Annotated in this window: 13 protein-coding genes; 7 read left to right on the top strand and 6 right to left on the bottom strand. The window is 43.0% G+C overall.

Annotated features, from left to right (window positions below; genetic code table 11):
• The first annotated feature begins 7 nt into the window (after positions 1–7).
• Positions 8–751: a bacterial ammonia monooxygenase, subunit AmoA gene (amoA, locus tag GO003_RS02635; protein WP_159655316.1), complete on the top strand. Its 744-nt coding sequence runs from the start codon at positions 8–10 to the stop codon at positions 749–751.
• 95 nt (positions 752–846) lie between these two features.
• On the top strand, positions 847–2,091 hold the full coding sequence (gene amoB / locus GO003_RS02630; RefSeq protein ID WP_159655314.1) for a bacterial ammonia monooxygenase, subunit AmoB: 1,245 nt from the start codon (positions 847–849) through the stop codon (positions 2,089–2,091).
• Positions 2,092–3,154: 1,063 nt separating this feature from the next.
• Here amoB and GO003_RS02625 read toward each other — a convergent pair.
• On the bottom strand, positions 3,155–5,050 hold the full coding sequence (locus GO003_RS02625) for a DCC1-like thiol-disulfide oxidoreductase family protein (protein ID WP_159655312.1): 1,896 nt from the start codon (positions 5,048–5,050) through the stop codon (positions 3,155–3,157).
• 123 nt (positions 5,051–5,173) lie between these two features.
• Entirely contained in the window at positions 5,174–5,305 is a 132-nt protein-coding gene (locus tag GO003_RS26085) for a hypothetical protein (RefSeq protein WP_269144313.1), read from the bottom strand.
• A gap of 208 nt (positions 5,306–5,513) precedes the next feature.
• On the opposite strand from GO003_RS26085, the gene GO003_RS02620 reads away from it, so the two are divergent.
• Both GO003_RS02620 and GO003_RS02615 read left to right on the top strand, forming a co-directional pair.
• On the top strand, positions 5,514–5,909 hold the full coding sequence (locus GO003_RS02620; RefSeq protein ID WP_159655310.1) for a hypothetical protein: 396 nt from the start codon (positions 5,514–5,516) through the stop codon (positions 5,907–5,909).
• Positions 5,873–6,358 carry a hypothetical protein gene (locus GO003_RS02615; protein ID WP_231088788.1) on the top strand — a complete coding sequence of 162 codons (486 nt, stop codon included), beginning with the start codon at positions 5,873–5,875 and terminating at the stop codon, positions 6,356–6,358. Before GO003_RS02620 ends, GO003_RS02615 begins: the two co-directional genes overlap by 37 nt.
• Before the next feature lie 283 nt (positions 6,359–6,641).
• On the opposite strand, the gene GO003_RS02610 is transcribed toward GO003_RS02615, so the two are convergent.
• On the bottom strand, positions 6,642–6,833 hold the full coding sequence (locus tag GO003_RS02610; RefSeq protein ID WP_159655308.1) for a DUF2970 domain-containing protein: 192 nt from the start codon (positions 6,831–6,833) through the stop codon (positions 6,642–6,644).
• A gap of 86 nt (positions 6,834–6,919) precedes the next feature.
• Between GO003_RS02610 and metH the strand changes: the two genes are divergently transcribed.
• From metH to GO003_RS02595, 3 genes are all read left to right on the top strand, one after another.
• Positions 6,920–10,588 (top strand): methionine synthase, encoded by a 3,669-nt coding sequence (gene metH, locus GO003_RS02605; protein WP_159655306.1) that lies wholly within the window; start codon positions 6,920–6,922, stop codon positions 10,586–10,588.
• A 236-nt stretch (positions 10,589–10,824) separates the two neighbouring features.
• Complete coding sequence (locus tag GO003_RS02600; protein WP_231088787.1) at positions 10,825–11,331, top strand: TIGR00645 family protein; 507 nt, start codon at positions 10,825–10,827, stop codon at positions 11,329–11,331.
• Positions 11,331–11,591 carry a glutaredoxin family protein gene (locus GO003_RS02595; RefSeq protein ID WP_159655304.1) on the top strand — a complete coding sequence of 87 codons (261 nt, stop codon included), beginning with the start codon at positions 11,331–11,333 and terminating at the stop codon, positions 11,589–11,591. Before GO003_RS02600 ends, GO003_RS02595 begins: the two co-directional genes overlap by 1 nt.
• A gap of 8 nt (positions 11,592–11,599) precedes the next feature.
• On the opposite strand, the gene GO003_RS02590 is transcribed toward GO003_RS02595, so the two are convergent.
• The 3 genes from GO003_RS02590 to GO003_RS02580 form a co-directional block, all read right to left on the bottom strand.
• Complete coding sequence (locus tag GO003_RS02590; protein ID WP_159655302.1) at positions 11,600–12,049, bottom strand: type IV pilin protein; 450 nt, start codon at positions 12,047–12,049, stop codon at positions 11,600–11,602.
• A gap of 235 nt (positions 12,050–12,284) precedes the next feature.
• A complete protein-coding gene (locus GO003_RS02585; protein WP_159655300.1) occupies positions 12,285–17,285 on the bottom strand; it encodes a PilC/PilY family type IV pilus protein in 5,001 nt (1,666 codons plus the stop codon).
• 50 nt (positions 17,286–17,335) lie between these two features.
• Complete coding sequence (locus GO003_RS02580) at positions 17,336–17,845, bottom strand: pilus assembly PilX family protein (protein WP_159655298.1); 510 nt, start codon at positions 17,843–17,845, stop codon at positions 17,336–17,338.
• Positions 17,846–17,853 lie beyond the last annotated feature (8 nt).

Raw genomic sequence — 17,853 nt, 5'->3', positions numbered from 1 at the left:
TAAGCTAATGAGCGCATCTCAATCAGCTGTACGTTCACGCGCTGAAGCTGTAAAAGCATCACGCACGTTCGATTGGCTAATTTGTTTCACATTATTCTTTGTAATTTTAGGTGGTTATCATATTCACTATATGTTGACTGGTGGAGATTGGGATTTCTGGACCGATTGGAAAGATAGACGTCTGTGGGTAACTGTAGCTCCTATCGTTTCAATTACATTCCCAGCTGCTGTTCAAGCTATATTATGGTGGAGATATCGTCTTCCATTCGGTGCTGTTTTCTGCATACTTGGCTTATTGTTAGGTGAGTGGATCAACAGATACTTCAACTTCTGGGGATGGACTTATTTCCCAGTAAACTTCGTGTTCCCTTCAAACTTAATGCCTGGTGCTATCGTACTTGATATCGTGTTGTTGTTATCTAACAGCATGACGTTGACTGCAGTATTAGGCGGTTTGGCTTATGGTTTATTATTCTACCCAGGCAACTGGCCGATAATTGCACCATTACACGTTCCTGTTGAATACAACGGTATGATGATGACACTGGCTGACTTACAAGGTTACCACTACGTTAGAACTGGTACTCCTGAATATATCAGAATGGTTGAAAAAGGTACTTTAAGAACATTCGGTAAAGACGTTGCTCCAGTATCTGCGTTCTTCTCTGGTTTCGTGAGCATCTTGATTTACTTCTTGTGGCACTTCTTCGGCAAATGGTTTGGAAAAACTGACTTCGTACAATCTTCTTGATTGCAGAAGTTGTTTTAGATAAATCCATAAGAACAAGTAATTAATATACTTGATACTCATAAAAACTATAGATTCTCTATTATAGAGGAGGATATATGAATATAATTAAAGACAAGGTAGCTAAATTATCCTTTGTCGCACTGCTGGTAACTGTAACCGCAGCGATGTTTTACACTCCAACTGCTTCAGCTCACGGCGAAAAGTCACAGGCCGCATTTATGCGGATGCGTACTATTCACTGGTACGATCTGAACTGGTCAAAAGAAGAAGTCACTGTAAACGACACAATGACAATTTCTGGAAAATTCTTCGTGTTTACAGGTTGGCCTGAAACTGTTGATAAACCAGAAAGCGCATTCTTGAACATCGGTATTCCTGGTCCTGTATTTATTCGTGCAGGTTCTTGGATTGGTGGTCAATTAGTTCCTCGTTCAGTTTCTTTGGAACTGGGTGAAACCTACGAGTTTAAAGTATTGTTGAAAGCACGTCGTCCAGGCGATTGGCACATTCACACAATGTTAAACGTAGAAGGTGGTGGTCCAATCATTGGTCCAGGTAAATGGGTAACAATCTCTGGTAAAATGAGTGATTTCAAAAATCCAATCACTACTTTGACTGGCGAAACTATTGATCTGGAAACTTATAATCTGAGCAATATCTACTTCTGGCACGCTTTCTGGTATGCCTTAGGTTTAGCTTGGGTTGTATATTGGGTACGTAAACCAATTTTCGTTCCACGTCACATCGCTGTAGAAGCTGGTAAAGCAGATTCATTGATCTCAGCAACTGATAAAAAAGTAGCAATGGCATTTGCCGCTGGTACAATCGGTTTGGTTGCATTCTCAATGGGTTCTACAAACGAACAGTATCCTGTAACAACTCCTTTACAAGCAGGTTTGTTGCGCGGTATTAAGTCAATGGAAGTTCCACAATCAACTGTTGCTGTTAAAGTTGTTGATGCTACTTACCGTGTTCCAGGTCGTTCAATGCAAATGACTTTGGAAATCACCAACAACGGTGATGACGCAGTTCGTTTAGGTGAGTTCAACACTGCTGGTGTTAGATTCTTAGACCCTGCGGTTCTTGAAGATGAAACTGGTTATCCAGATGATTTGTTGGCTGAAGAAGGCTTGACTGTTAGCGATAACAGCCCATTAGCTCCAGGTGAAACCAGAACTGTTGAAGTTACTGCATCTGATGCTGCATGGGAAGTTTACCGTTTAGCTGACTTGATTTACGATCCAGATAGCCGTTTTGCTGGATTGTTGTTCTTCTTCAATGAAGATGGAACACGTCAGTTAGTAACTGTTGACGCTCCATTAATCCCAACATTTATTTAATGTTCGGACCTTAGTTAAGGTTAAATGTAACTAAGAAAACTAAACCCCTGGTTAATTATTTAACCAGGGGTTTTTTTTGAGTAAAAAAAATCAAAATTGATAAATGTATATTTAGAAATACTTGGAAAAAAAGGTAAGTTCGTTTTGTTACTAATACCGGAGTTGAAAGTATTGGTGTTGTTTCTAACGAGTTTTGAATTGTAAGTAAGAGTGAAAGTTAATGGCTACGGTTATGGGTATGCCGGCATTAGTTAGGGGGTTTAGTAAGCGTAAAAACAATAAAGATTCAAAAGTCCTATAAATGAAATTCAATGAGCCAAGATGCCTTGTAAATTTCTGTTGAGATCGAAAAGAAGATGTTGAATAGCATGAATTAATGATGATTTTTTTAGTATAGAGACTAATAATTTGGAGGATATCAATATTCTTTACCAGGTCGAATATGTCAGAGGGTAATGAATAGTTACGTATGCAAATGTCTCGTTAATATTCGAAGTAAAAAGGAAGGGTGTACTTTAAGGAAAGATATCCAATAGAAGATCAAAAACTCATTAGAAATCAACTTCTAAATACAAAAGAGATTTGTTAGATTGATTAAGATATGTTTTGGGTTTTAAAGAAGAATAAGTCTTTAAATTAAGAATATAAAATAGTGAAATCTTATAGATAAGTGAAGGGTTTGGGTTCTTAAAGAATCAGCAATAAATGCTTAATGTTTAGCGGGAATTTGATTAAAAAATGGAAGATGAAGAAACAATAAAAATTAATTTAATACATGCAATAAAAAACCCAACTTGCTAGATAACAAGTTGGGTTTTAAATATATTATAGGCTAATAGTAGATTGTTCTACTTTTTGTTTTGATGAATCAGGATCGTCTAAGCAGCCAGACAAACCAACAATCATTAATGCCATTGCTAAAAGAGATATAACTTTTTTCATACTATCCTCCAAAATTTCTATAGAATTATTTTATTTATATAAAGTACTAATCATATAGCACAGCTATTTTATATCACGGGAAAAAAAGCTATGCAACTTGTATTTTAAATAAAAAAAGCGACTAGTCATTGCTCAAGTCAAGTTTAGAAGAATAGGTAAAGTCCTTCCAGGTGGCAATTCCAGAGGTTGACCATTCATTAGAAGCATTAATTCTTCGGAGGTCATAAATCCACTGGTTGGGCGATATGTTTGGTTTTGTTTTAATGTAAAAAGTACAGTCTGCCAGAGATAAGCCTAATTTCGGAGCCCAATAAGCAGTAACTTTCATGATAAATTTGTTTAACCGTTTATGGTCGATATGGGGAGTGACAGCGATATTTGCCCACATCGAGTGAACCCTGCCCCAGTGAGGAGCTAAGATGCGGCCCTCTTGATTGATGAAGGGCAGCCATTGTTCTTTGCCGTTATTGTCAAGATAGGTGATCGCAATTATCTGACTGTATCCGGCAAAGTGATCATGGAGATAAAGAGCGTGCGGAATTATGCCAAGGAAGGTCTGAGAAAGCATTAGCAGTGAATTACTGGCTTGATGGAAGGTTAGGCCTAAAGCGGAGTTTTTTAGATCAATATTGAGCCTGTATAGAAGCCCATAATGAATAGTGCTGTTAAGTTGAAGGATTGCTATTAAAATTAGCGCTTTGGTTAATTTTGAAAGTTTATTTTTTTGAGTTAATGGATCGGGAGCTTCAAAAATAGAGCTGTAAAAACTGAAAGTATTAATCAGTTTTGGTATGTGGCATTCTATGTCACAAGTATTACGTAGGCGATTGTCGGCAATATTGCGGTATTTGACTTTAGCAAAATGATAAATACCCGGGGTTTTGAGTATAAGGCCAATTGGTGATAAATACTGCATTTTAAATAAGATATTGATATAAGTATCAAGGCCTTTATATACATTATTACTGTCAAATGCATAAAGATCAGTTAGCAAAGTGTCAATGGGTATATCTGATAATTGATGATGATTATGAGCATGATCTTGAGCATTTAAAAAAGATAAATTATTAAAGATATCAAAATGTTTTAGTATGAATACAGTCCTATTGCAAAGAGGGCAGTTTTTGTCATAAAAAACAGTCAACTTGGGTGTGTTGGATTCGATGCGTAATCTAAGATAATTCCACCAAGAAAATGGAATCATTAGAGTATAAAAAATTAACATGCCTATCCCAAAGGGATAGATATTTAAAGATAAAGCGATACCAGCATGTAAACCCATGCCAATGAATAAATAAATGGGTTGTAAATAACGATTAAAAAATAAAAAGACAAATGAGAATTGAAAGGCAAAAATTAAATAACCGATAAATTTCTGCAAATATTCCTGATTTAAAAGCCAGGAGAAATCAATGGCAGAGATGTAATAAGGTTGTGTTGAGGGTAGCCACGCGCCCAGGCCGTTTCTCCAATGTTCGGCAAAAAGCTTGTGAATGGCAGAGTCAAAATAAAGAAAGCCAAGGCAAAAAAGAATGGGAACATAATAACAAAGCGCAGGAATCTCATTAATGGCGCTTTTGTGCAGATGAAAAAAAGGATGGGTTAATTTAGATCTTAGTTGATCAATACTGAAGGCTTTGTCAGTAGGTAAAAACATAAGAAAAAAACCAGCACAAATCATAAACGCGTCGAATCCACCATCAAAGTCGCGCTGCATAGGCGTAAATTGGACAAAAATAATCCAGAATATATAGTTTACTATGATTGAGATTTGGCATTGATAGCCAATGAAGATAAAAAAAGAAGATATTGCCCAAAGACAAAGAAAGAAAGGAATCATTGGATATTCGACGTCTATATACGGTATAGGGTCAAATATTAAGTGATCAAAGTAAAGTAGGAATATTATTTCTTGTAGCGTAACAAAGCCGTATAACGAACGGTAAATGCCAATACCAATTGCAGGGGATTTTTGATTATATAGGCGAGTGACTTGATTTCTAATATATTTATACATTGAAAGCTAGAAGCAAATGTATAAAGTATAAAGTATAAGGTGATGAAAAAAAATAAGGCCGTGATAAGATCAGATCTTATTCAACGGCCTAGATTTTGATATAGAGCAGTTTTAAGACTTTTTTTATTTGTCTTCGTCTTTAGGTTCGGCAAATACCCATTTTACTAGGAAGTAACCCGCAGCAATAACAACGATTGCGCCGACCATGCCAGCTGGCTCTTTTAACATTTCAGTTAGATCTAAGATCGCACCCATGAGTGTCCCACCTGTAATTATTAATGATTGAAAGTACTATTTGCATAGCAAATGAGCCATTTATGATACTTCAGGCAAAAATAAAGTCAAGGAAAAAATAAGGGCGTTACTGTTTGAATGTAATCATCCTTTACTAAATTAGGTCTCGTTATACCGTGTGGTATAATCCAGTCTCGTGGGTAAACTAGAGTATGGTGAGGACTGGTTGATGATTAAAAAATTATGTTATAAATTAAGTTACGGCGTGGCTGCAATTACGGTGGCGCTGGCCGCAAATGCAGATGTTATGCTGAAAGATCAATCTGAGATTATTGGCGCCTGGAATGTAACTGCTGAAGCAGCAAAGCTGGATGGAGAAAAAAAACTATTAAATGTTCAGTGGAATTTTAGAACTGATGGCATCCTTCAAACAAAGGCCATAGACACTGGCGGGCGTACTAAGTCGTTCGAAATACCTTTAAAATACAGTGTTGAAGCCGGGATGATTAAAAAGCAGTCAACTCCTGGAAGAGAAAAATACGAGTCATGTAAGGTTATTGAAAAAGAAGGTTCTGACATGATAATCAAGTGTACTTACCTTTATTTCTTTTTAACAAAAATATAATAATTAAATTTCAAGAAGGTATAACAATGATAGGTGGAATTATAATGGTGTTGGTTGCCCTCTGGGTTTTCCAATCAGCGAGTAGGGCGAAGGTAAACAATGTTTTGTTTTGGGTTGCTGCATGCTCGGTTTTGTTTTTGGCCGTACAAGTTCTTTTTGTCAATTTAAACATCTGGATCATTGACGGGATGAAAGGTGTTGAAATTAATCCGGATTATGACAGAGAGCTGACCAGCATTGGAGACAGGAAAACAGGTGGTTCGCAAAGTATTGGCGGCATGTTATTGTCAGTGCTTTTCGAAGTATTACCTCCTTTGGCAGGCATAATCAGTGTGGGCCTTGTCAAAACCAAATTGATGTTGAAAGCGCCACTTACAGTGGCTAACATTTTTAGTGGCTGGAAAGAATTATTTATTGGAATAAAAAATAGCTTTAAAACATCTGAATAAAATGAACTAGACTGCACAGCAAAAAAAACCCAAGTTTAACTTGGGTTTTTTTTGCTGTTTTAAAGCTAGGAATAAATTTAAATGATTAGCTGTGGTGCTTTGAATACTCCTTTTTTGTATCTGCTCACCCTCCAATTTTATTGGGTTTAGGTGGTTGGTTGAAAAGGCTTTTGCATCAGGAATGTTGCAGAGAGCTACAGGGACGTAATCACGGGTTCTTTGAATCAAGCCCTACGCCCTCAACTCAAAGCGGGTGAGTAGTTACCCTTTCTCAATAAATTGTTTAACTACCAATAATCTTGGATACCAAAAAACTCAGGGCTAATATGAACAATACTGTAAATATTAAACCAGCAATGATGTAGCTTGAAAGGGAACCCTCTTCGAAATCTTTTTTCCTGTTTTGATTAGTTTGGACGCCAATTGCAGCGGCTAAGACACTTTTAATGACGGATAAAATATTAGTTTTAGACATGAATTCTCCTGTATCGAACAGTACCGAATACTAAAGTCTGCTGACCATTCCGGCAACAATTAATTATGAATATGATTGACAACTCAATGACAAAACTAAATGTCCTCAAGCAACTTTTATCCAAGCGAATCTTAATTCTGGATGGCGCCATGGGGACAATGATTCAAAGTTACCGTCTGGAGGAAAAAGATTATCGAGGCGAAAGATTTTCTGATTGGCCGGTTGATTTAAAAGGCAATAATGATCTCTTATCATTGACGCAGCCCGAAATCATTAAGTCAATTCACTTGGCTTACCTTGAGGCAGGCGCCGATATTGTTGAGACGAATACATTTAATTCCACCAAGATTGCTATGGCGGATTATCAAATGTCGGAATTAGCCTATGAGATAAACAATGAGTCGGCACGTTTAGCCAAGCTGGCCGTTGATGAAATATGTCAGAAAGATCCTGACAAAACGAGATTTGTGGCGGGTGTTTTAGGTCCAACCAATAGAACAGCATCAATGTCGCCGGATGTGAACGACCCGGGGTATCGCAACGTTACCTTTGAAGAACTGGTTGAAGCCTATACTGAAGCGACGCGTGGTTTGATTGATGGTGGTGCTGATATCATCCTGATTGAAACGATATTTGACACGCTCAATGCGAAAGCGGCCGTTTTTGCGGTGGATCAATATTTTGAGACTTTGGGTTTTAAGTTACCGGTGATGATTTCCGGAACCATCACTGATGCATCAGGAAGAACCCTGTCAGGGCAAACTGTTGCTGCATTCTGGAATTCACTGCGCCATGTGGATCCTATTTCTTTCGGATTCAACTGTGCATTAGGTGCAAAAGAATTACGTCAGCATATTGAAGAAATATCCGGTATCGCTGATGTGTACGTTTCTGCGCACCCTAACGCGGGTTTACCTAATGAATTTGGTGAATATGATGAATCGCCCGAAGATATGGCCGTCCATATCGCTGAATGGGCCGCAAGCGGCTATTTGAACATCATTGGCGGATGTTGCGGGACAACTCCCGATCATATCCGTGCCATTGCCAAAAGTGTGCAGAATTTTAATCCGAGGCTAATACCAACGATTGAAAAACAATGCCGCTTATCCGGATTAGAGCCAATGAATATTGGTCCTTCCTCATTATTCGTCAATGTCGGTGAAAGAACCAACGTTACCGGTTCGGCAAAGTTTAAACGCCTGATCGTTGAAGAAAATTATGAGGCTGCACTGGAAGTTGCCAAGGAACAGGTAGAAAACGGTGCACAGATTATCGATATCAACATGGACGAAGGCATGCTGGAGTCTCAAGATGCGATGGTGAGATTCTTACGGCTTATTGCTGCTGAGCCGGATATCTCCAAAGTACCCATTATGCTGGACTCATCAAAATGGGATATTTTGGAAGCTGGATTAAAATGTATTCAAGGTAAGGGAATCGTTAATTCAATCTCGTTAAAAGAAGGCGAGGCGGTTTTTCTTGAGCATGCAAAACTCATTCGGCGTTATGGTGCGGCTGCGGTGATAATGGCTTTCGATGAAGAGGGTCAAGCCGACACGCTGGAAAGGAAAGTCAACATCTGTCAAAGAGCCTACAAGCTGTTGACTGAAAAAATCAACTTTCCTGCTGAAGACATTATTTTTGATCCCAATATCTTTGCTATAGCAACGGGTATTGATGAACATAATAACTATGGCATGGATTTTATCGAGGCCACCCAAGAAATTAAGAGAACCATGCCTCACGCGCTGGTCTCAGGCGGCGTATCCAATGTATCGTTCTCATTTCGTGGCAATAATCCGGTTAGAGAAGCTATTCATGCCGTGTTTTTATACCACGCAATCAAAGCAGGTATGGATATGGGGATCGTCAATGCCGGACAGCTGGCCATTTATGAAGATATACCCAGAGAGCTGAGAGATGCCGTTGAAGATGTTGTATTAAACAGGACGTCAACAGGAACAGAAAAATTACTAGAAATTGCTGAAAAATACCGTGGCGATGGCAGCGTGGCAGTAAAGGAAGATCTTGAATGGCGAAGCTGGCCTGTCAGTAAACGTTTGGAACACGCATTAGTCAAAGGCATAGCCGATTTCATTGATGAAGACACTGAAGAGGCGCGTCAACAAGCAGAAAAGCCCTTGCACGTTATTGAAGGTCCATTGATGGATGGCATGAATGTCGTTGGCGATTTATTCGGTGCCGGTAAAATGTTTTTACCCCAAGTCGTTAAGTCGGCGCGCGTCATGAAAAAATCGGTCGCATTTTTGATGCCGTTTATGCAGGCAGAACAGTCGGGTGAGATGCAAACGAACGGCACAATCCTGATGGCCACGGTTAAAGGCGATGTGCATGATATCGGGAAAAATATTGTCGGCGTGGTTTTGCAATGTAATAACTACAAGGTCATCGATTTAGGGGTAATGGTCCCTGCCGAAAAAATCCTGCAAACAGCCAGAGACGAAAAAGTCGATATTATTGGCTTAAGTGGATTAATCACGCCATCACTTGATGAAATGGTGCATATGGCCAAGGAAATGGAACGGCAAGGGTTTGATATTCCTCTATTGATAGGTGGAGCAACCACATCACGAGCTCATACAGCGGTGAAAATTGAACCCAATTACCACGGTCCGGTGATCTATGTAACCGACGCGTCCCGCAGTGTGGGGGTGGCCAGTAACTTGCTGAGTGACGATTTCAAGGCGGCCTTTGTAGAGAAAACCCGAGAGGAATACAAAGAGGTCAGGGAGCGACATAAAGGCCGTAAAGCAAAAACAAAACAACATTCGCTGGAAGATGCTAGAAATAATAAATTCTTGTGGAAGGATTTTGAGCCTTGCAAGCCCAGCTTTTTAGGAACTAAAGTATTCGACAATTTTCCGTTGGATACACTGGTTTGGTATATAGATTGGACGCCTTTTTTCCAGACCTGGGAACTGGCCGGAAAATACCCGAAAATTTTCGACGATAAAATCGTCGGTGTTGAAGCAAGAAAATTGTTTGAAGATGCGCAAAGCATGCTGAAGAAAATAATTAATGAAAAATGGCTGAAAGCCAGGGCCGTGATTGGATTTTTCCCTGCAAATAGCGAGGGAGATGACATTGTTTTATTTACAGATGATAGCCGTCAGGAAAAATTGGAAACACTGCATCAATTGCGCCAGCAGAGTTTGAAAGCACCGGGTCATCCTAATTATTGCCTGTCAGACTTTATCGCCCCTGAAGACAGTCATAAGGCTGATTACATTGGCGGCTTTGCCGTAACGACAGGCATCGGCATTGAGGAAAAGTTAGCAGAGTTTGAGCTTGATCATGATGATTACAGTTCCATTATGCTTAAAGCATTAGCCGATAGGCTTGCCGAAGCTTTTGCAGAATACATGCACCAAGCGGTGAGAAAAGACTACTGGGGTTATGCCAAAAATGAAACTTACGATGCGCAAGCACTTATCAGTGAGTCTTATCAGGGTATAAGGCCGGCCCCCGGTTACCCTGCTTGCCCGGATCACACAGAAAAAAGTAAATTGTTTAAATTACTGAACGTGACGCCTACGACCGGAATTGAACTGACTGAAAGCTTTGCCATGTATCCTGCATCGGCGGTCAGTGGCTGGTATTTTTCCCATCCGGAATCACAATATTTCAATGTGGGAAAAATTGAAAGTGACCAGTTAGAAGATTATGCGGCCCGCAAGGGAATCGCCGTTGAAATTGCCGAACGATGGCTTTCGGCGCATTTGCATCATTGATTAATTTTTAACTTTTCAGCCGAATAATACGAAGTTGATGCACCCTGTAGGTTGAGGTTGGCGATAGCCAGCCCAACATTCCAAGGCCATGGCGTTAATTGTTGGGTTGCGAAAAACATGCAACCCAACCTACGCTGAATAATTTCTAATGAATTGTGCCAATAGACCCCCAAGGCCTTAGGGTAAGGGAGTCAAGAGCTTATCTTGTCTTTATTCCTTAATTTTTAAAAAACAGTATGCCGGCAAAAGAAAAAATAGAGCGTTCGATGGAAAGGCTGATGTATGCCAGTCGTTGGATATTGGCACCCATTTATTTGGGAATGAGTGTAGCTCTGTTGGCGCTGGCAATAAAATTTTTCCAGGAGTTGTTTCACATCATTCCCTATGTCCTGGAATTGGACGAATCGTTGTTAATTCTTAAATTATTGACCCTGATTGATTTAACATTGGTTGCCAGCCTAATTGTGATTGTCATGTTTAGCGGTTATGAAAATTTCGTCTCGAGAATGGATTTAAGTGAGGCCGCCGAAAAGCTCGATTGGTTAGGCACGCATGACTACACTTCGCTAAAAATGAAAGTGGCATCATCAATTGTCGCCATTTCTTCAATCCATTTGCTAAAAGTGTTTATGAACATCCATGCAACGGATAATGATAAAATCATGTGGTACGTGATTGTTCATTTGACTTTTGTGTTGTCCGCTTTTTTTATGGGTTACCTTGATAAGCTGACAAAACATTGATGCACACGTTTCTGTTATTGGGCACTGCAGGCTGTCACTTGTGTGAAGAGGCAGAATTGATTTTAAATGAATGCATTCAGTCAAATCCTCAGATGGAAGTACAGCTCATCGATATAGCGGAGGAGGAACACTGGCAAGCCCTTTACGCGATTTGTATCCCTGTTTTGTTGCATGCTGAAAGTCAGAATGAGCTTTGTTGGCCGTTCAATTCGATAGATATTCTGGAATTCATTTCAAAGAATGCAAATCCAGTTGCTTAGGCTTTAATTTACCAACAATCTGCTTTAACAACCCCAGATTCGGCTCCGGTAATTTCCTTATTTCCTGTTTGTGTCAGTGTCAATGTTCCACATTTATCGTTCGCTTGAGCATTTGTAGGGGCAGCATATAACATATAAGTGGTAGCAGTGGCGGCATTGATCGTTAAGTTATAGAAGACAACCTCTCCATCGACAGGACTCGTCGCAGAATAAATGTGGGGATTGCCGGTATCTGAAGGTGAAGCCTTTGTACCAGCAGCTCCCTCATAACTGTTAGTTTCTGTAAAATGCCTTTCCATCGCATTGGCTAAACCTAATAATGAGGCTTTCGCATCGGCACGCCTGGATTTGTTTACGCTATCCTGATAACTAGGTATAGCAATGCCAGCAAGAATGCCCACTATGGCGACCGTTATCATTAATTCAATTAATGTAAAACCTAGTTGTGTTTGTTTCATATTCTGTCCTGTTTTATTAATGCAATTGTATCTGCTCACCCCCTCCCATTTTATTGGGTGCAGGTGTTTGATTTCAAAGGACGCATGAATACGTCCCTATAACTCTCTGCAACATCCCTGTTGAAGAAGCCTTTTCAATCACCTACACCCTTTATTCCTGGCAGGCGAGTAGTTACATGCAATTAAGAGAAATTTAGAAAATCAGTCTCAGATTCGGAATCAAAGAAGCACATATTCATAGCAATTGTCGCCATGATTTTCTTTCTCCAGCAGTTCCAGCACCACCCACTAAGGTTAATTGACCTAATTCACCAGTGGAGCCGGATGCATAACCATGTTTGCCAATGACACTGATATTCTTATGAATACCTATGTCCAAACTAAGCCCGGATGCAGCAACCAATGAACCATCAGATAACTTAACTAGATCATCACTATTGACCTCGCCATCGGGGGAAGGGGAGTTGCCGCCAAATAAGTCAAAAGAGCTGGAAGTTGGCCGTTTACCGGTTAATGCCTCAACTATCATTACACGGCTTTCCCCGCCGGATGCACAAGGGTCTGCGCTTGGAATGAGGGTGGAGAATATCACCAGATCCCTAAATAAAACCGGAGGGCTGACTACCCGTTCGCCTTGAGCAATATCGACAGGTTTGAGCAAATCCATAGCCCAGCCCCTTTTCAGGTTTGATGAGCTACATGTGATTGCCGGGAGGTCATCATTTGAGGCTATTGTCGTTATTGAATAACAAACCGTTTTTCTTGTAGTGACTCTAACTAATCGGGTTCCTACATCGCCATCCTCATTGGTGGGGAAGCCTTCAAAAATAATACTTTGTTCTTGAAGGTCTAAACGATCTGCAATAGGAGTGCTATTGTTATCCCACAAGCCGTAAAATGTCTGAACTTGCGGATCGGTCCCTACCATATTATCGGTTGATTCAAAATACTTGCCGGTGCCAAAGTAAATCATAACCCCGGCTGCAGCCTGATCGGCACCGACTTTACCAACAGTAGGTTTGCCGGTAATGGGTTGACGATTGGCGCTGGAACAGGTTGTGCCAGTAGTTGTGCAGGCAACAAATAAGGGAGCACCATTGTTCGCAACTACCCAATTCGCAGAATCATTTGAACTTACATCAAACTTCCATAAATTGCCTTGTAAATCGCCTGCATATATGGTGTCAATGATATGGTCTCCGTCTATATCGGCTGCTACAGGTGATGAAAGTCCATTTGCACCGATTGCACCTGTGTCGATTTTCTTGATAACACTTCCTGTTGCTGCGTCAAGAATAAATAACACAGCACTACCGTTAGTGCTTTGGTAACCGTTGGCAACAATCACCGCCCAACTGCCATTTTGCATTCTGGCTATGGTGGGCTGGCCAATCGTATAACCCAAGTCCGGATTCTCGTTGCTGGTAAACTCCCATAAGGCACTTGCCGGGCCAAATGAATCAGGGTCAGTAACATCCAAAGCAAATACCGCTTTACCGCCCGCCCCTGTTACACCGACAAGCAACGAATGCCAGGTCGAATTAAAATAAGCATCGCCGACACTGGATATGCCGTCAACGAAGTATCGATGGTTGTATACAGGTGATGTCAATTTACTCAGTTCAGGGAATAACGCATTGGGTATGTAGGCAAAGACTTCCGTGCCACCTGTTGTTATCGTTCCGGTATTTTTTCTGCCGTCAAAGCCATGCAACATCCCGTCATTGGAGCCAACATACAGCATGGGCCGGCGATTCAGATAAGTGCTCGTTGCTCTAAAGCTGGTATAGCTCGTTCCCTCTGAGCCAGGTAGTGAGCTATATCCGTAATCTTCAGTTCCAACATAGATGGGGTCGGAATTGACAATGTCGCCCAGCTTATTGGTATTGATGCTGGCATCGGCAAGATCGGCTTGGGTGGTGATAAACGAGTCATTGAACAGTTTGATTCGGTCTCTGAAGCTGCCGCCCAGGCGCTTCTCCCCGTTATTACCGCCGCGTAACCAGTTCAGCCGGTCTTCGCCTAGCGTGTCAGTGATCCCTTCCAACTGGTTTAAAAAATCCCGTTGTGTCGAGGTAATATCGGACCAGAGAAAATTGATGCCGCGCACACCCGCTGCCGCTGTCTGATCAAAAGTAAAAATGGTTCGGCTGGAAGCGGTTGGCAAGACGCTAGCTGCTTCCCAATTGGGCGTGGCAGTATCAACCGCCCCCGTTTTGTCATCCACCGACAAAGCCAGCAATTGGCCGCTCCAGTCTCGGGGATCAAATTTGGCCTGATAGACTAACGTGCCGGTATCCAGTCGGGTCGTATTGGCGGCAACCGCTGAAGCCGAACTGGCAGTCTCGAGTAGCTTGGCGAAGGCCTTGGCCAGTTGTTCGGACAGCTTGCCTGCGTTGGTCACTAGAAAATAGCCATCGGGAACGTCGTTGGTATCGTCGTCCCATTCATTGGTGTCAAGCAAGCCGTCATTATTTTTATCGGCCACACCCCATTTTGCGGCATACCAGAGTGGATCGTGATTGATGAAGCTGGCGGATGTCGTCGTGCCAACTGAGAAAGTTCTCGAGGCGGTAAGCTCTAAATGCACACCATCTGCCCAAACGCCACCCGGTGGCTGCCCGGGCGGTGTATCCAGAAAATAATCGGGATCACTGCCCTCGGCAGTGTCCAAATCCCTTACTTCCAGGTAAACCCCGTCTTGGGTGGTGCCGGAAATGACATAACCGATGTGGTGAATGATGCCGCCGGCTGCATAGGTTGAGGCCAGGTTAACCACTATCTGATCGTCGGCGTTGACGGTAAAGGTATATTCGACGATCGCGTCCATGTCATGGTCGGCCGCTTGTTCCACGTCTTCATAATTGATACGGAATTTGCCGTAAGGGCGGCCGTCGTTGATAGAGCTGTCAGTGTTGCCAATTGAGGTATTGACAATTTGTTCAACATAAAAGTCAACGATCTGATTGGTCGGTTGAAAGCTACCCGTCGCGCTGATACCTGAGCCGCCCACCGATTTGGCAAAAGGCACCAGCGTAACGGTTTGTCCATTGACCGGAATCTCAATGCGAGGAAGAGGAGAAGCCAATGCAACTGCCAGTGTGTCGGCTTTTTGATCACCCGTTACCGGATTTAAATCGTTACGAGCGCCGAAGAGAGCCACGCTACCGGCATAAAATCCGCCCAGTTTGGTGGGTTCTTCCGGGGCCAGGCCGCGAATGTCCTTGAAACTACTTACCGATTTAGCGGTAGGCGCGCCATCGATGGTCGAGCCTGATTGACCGATGAAGACCGTGCTGGCTTCGGATTCCCCGGCCCAAATCGTATCCGCCAGTGATGACACATTGAGTCCGCTCAAGTCACCGGAAAAAGTATTGAAATAACTACCGGGCAATTGGTCGGTATCGTAAGACGCATTGACATCGCTGATGACCAACTGCATCGGTTTGGCGCAGCTCAGATAGCCGCCGCCACCGCTTGCGGTATCTTGATAAGGGTCCCGCCAGGTAGCAACGGGCAGGCCTAGAGTGGCATCCGGTGTATCGGCTGAGGAAATTGAAAATGCCGAAGTGGGGGCCGCTTTGCCGGCAAAATAACGTAAACCTTCATACATCATTTCGGCTATAGGATTGCCCCATTCGGCGGCTTCCCCCTCATTAATGGCTCGCGTGGTAATCCAGCCTGAAGCATATTCATGACCAGAATAGCTAAATGTAGTGATTCGTAATTTATTGATGGTATTGACGATGCCATTGGTGCTTGTAAAAATGCCGGTATCCGGATCCACCTCATTTTTAAAGGATTCGATATTTTTTCTGAGCACACCACCTGAAGTATTTTTCCGGTAGGATCCGGTGATCAAGCCGAAGGCCATTGCGTCATTATCGCCATAGGTATGCAACAAGCCGGTGGGTTTGTTGGTGGTCGTCGAGCCGTCACTGTAGGCTTTGCAATTGGCTTCCAGTTTGCCGGTTTCGCAGACTTTAACGTTGACGCTGTAGTCCGTCATCGTGGAGGCCGTCAGCGTTCTCTCCCAGCGAAGCACAAAGCTATCCTGTCCTCCTCTCTCTTCATGGCGATATTCAATCGGGTAAGCGGTACCTGCTGTCAAGGCAATCGTACCGTTATAAGTATTGCAATTACAAACGCCATGGCCGCCGTACCAACCGGCAACGACGCTGCCGTCGATCATGACCTCTACCGCATCGTCGCCATCCACGGAGAATGTATAATTGCCGGAGACCGGCACAGTAAGCGTGCCTTTGACTACGGTCAAATAATTATCCGTTGCAAAGGGGTTGCCATTGGCTTGCAGTGTCGTCAGGGTATCGGTGCCCAGCAACCTGTCCGAAACTGCGTAGTTGGTTACCCAGAAGTTGAAGTCAATGTGGTTGGCAGGATGTCCGTCTCCTGTGCCGGCAATGTTGTAAGTTTTGCGTTCCAAGTTGCTCAAAACGGTACTCGGGACAACGGGCCAAGTCGTGCCGCCCGCTTTGACACAATCGGTTCTGGAATTGTTATCATTGTTGCATTGCGTCCCCGCCACGGGCCGTTCAATGGACACCCATTGCCAGATGCGGTGCGGGCTGTCATTAAGTACGCGCATCAGCGGTTGACCGGTATAACTCAACGAGACATTGGCAAAGAGGTGCCGGGTGCCAAGCGAGGGCTGGCTAAGCGGCGTATAGTCGGAAATCAAGTAACCGGGGTTGGCGGCGGGGTCGTATTCCTTGCCCCAAGAGTGGGCATCCTGAGGAATGAATGAGCGCTTTAAAACCGTGGATGAGGTAGTGTCTTCACTTCGGAAACCGCCGTAAAGTACTTTGCGCAAGGCATCGATACGAGCGGTCGTGATGTAATTGAGAAAATCACCGCTCCAGGCCCCGGCTACGGAAGAACATTTTTTATTGACGCTAATGTCCTTGGGTTCAAAGTAGCCGCCAGACGCACTGTTGTAATCATAGCAACGGTATGAATCAAAATAACCATAGTATTCTATGCCGGGTTTATAGCCCACATCGATCAGACCGTCACCATCGAGGTCTGATGCATCGTTATACGCTTCATAATACAGTTTGTGATCGCGTCCCATGGTCAGCATCACCAAGGGAGGCACGCTGTTAGTTAAAAACAGCGGTTGCTGGGCAATCTCTGCCCGAGCGGTAAAAGCCGGATAAAAGAGTTGAGACAAGATCAGTAAAAAGCCGGTTTTTTTGGGGAATGTGTGAGTTTTCATGATCATGGCCTCGGTGTCTTTCTATCGAAAATATAACGCTAGACTTCAGTTCAAATTTGAAAAATGGACTGAAGGATGACAACGGTGTTGGTGGAGCCGCCGGTTGCCCGGACCGTCAGTCGGTACAGATGCGGGCCCGGACAAGGCCCGCCCGGAACGCAGCCCAGGTCTTGGATGATATAACGAGGCGCCGCGATACCGTTACCCAATTCGGTAACCGTGGACGTTGCCACCGTGTTGGGGTTGGTGGTCCAAAAGCTGTCTTTTTTCAGTTCAGCGTCACTGATGTCAGGGGTTGAGGGATCCGAATAAAAGCCGCCGGTACCTGCCGCGCTGAACGTTGGCAGGGTTAAAGCCAGGCTATATTCGGCGACTTTAAGTGCCGATTCGGCTGCTTGGAAGGCCAGGTTTTTATCACGCATGTTGCCGGCCATTTTTTCTTCCAGGCCGGTAGTCTGCATGCCGGTAACGCCAACCAAGGTAAGCAGCAACAACATGATCAAACTGACGACTAATACAACACCGGATTGTTGTTTTAAGGTTTCTATTTGGACATTCATGGTTGTCG

Source organism: Methylicorpusculum oleiharenae (assembly GCF_009828925.2).
Taxonomy (GTDB): domain Bacteria; phylum Pseudomonadota; class Gammaproteobacteria; order Methylococcales; family Methylomonadaceae; genus Methylicorpusculum; species Methylicorpusculum oleiharenae.
Note: the sequence above shows the minus strand (reverse complement) of the source record. Positions and strands in the feature narration are given on the sequence as shown.

Coding starts and splice junctions, on each gene's coding strand:
- amoA (WP_159655316.1), top strand. CDS start 8: ATGAGCGCATCTCAATCAGCTGTACGTTCACGCGCTGAAGCTGTAAAA.
- amoB (WP_159655314.1), top strand. CDS start 847: ATGAATATAATTAAAGACAAGGTAGCTAAATTATCCTTTGTCGCACTG.
- GO003_RS02625 (WP_159655312.1), bottom strand. CDS start 5,050: ATGTATAAATATATTAGAAATCAAGTCACTCGCCTATATAATCAAAAA.
- GO003_RS26085 (WP_269144313.1), bottom strand. CDS start 5,305: ATGGGTGCGATCTTAGATCTAACTGAAATGTTAAAAGAGCCAGCTGGC.
- GO003_RS02620 (WP_159655310.1), top strand. CDS start 5,514: ATGATTAAAAAATTATGTTATAAATTAAGTTACGGCGTGGCTGCAATT.
- GO003_RS02610 (WP_159655308.1), bottom strand. CDS start 6,833: ATGTCTAAAACTAATATTTTATCCGTCATTAAAAGTGTCTTAGCCGCT.
- metH (WP_159655306.1), top strand. CDS start 6,920: ATGACAAAACTAAATGTCCTCAAGCAACTTTTATCCAAGCGAATCTTA.
- GO003_RS02600 (WP_231088787.1), top strand. CDS start 10,825: ATGCCGGCAAAAGAAAAAATAGAGCGTTCGATGGAAAGGCTGATGTAT.
- GO003_RS02595 (WP_159655304.1), top strand. CDS start 11,331: ATGCACACGTTTCTGTTATTGGGCACTGCAGGCTGTCACTTGTGTGAA.
- GO003_RS02590 (WP_159655302.1), bottom strand. CDS start 12,049: ATGAAACAAACACAACTAGGTTTTACATTAATTGAATTAATGATAACG.
- GO003_RS02585 (WP_159655300.1), bottom strand. CDS start 17,285: ATGAAAACTCACACATTCCCCAAAAAAACCGGCTTTTTACTGATCTTG.
- GO003_RS02580 (WP_159655298.1), bottom strand. CDS start 17,845: ATGAATGTCCAAATAGAAACCTTAAAACAACAATCCGGTGTTGTATTA.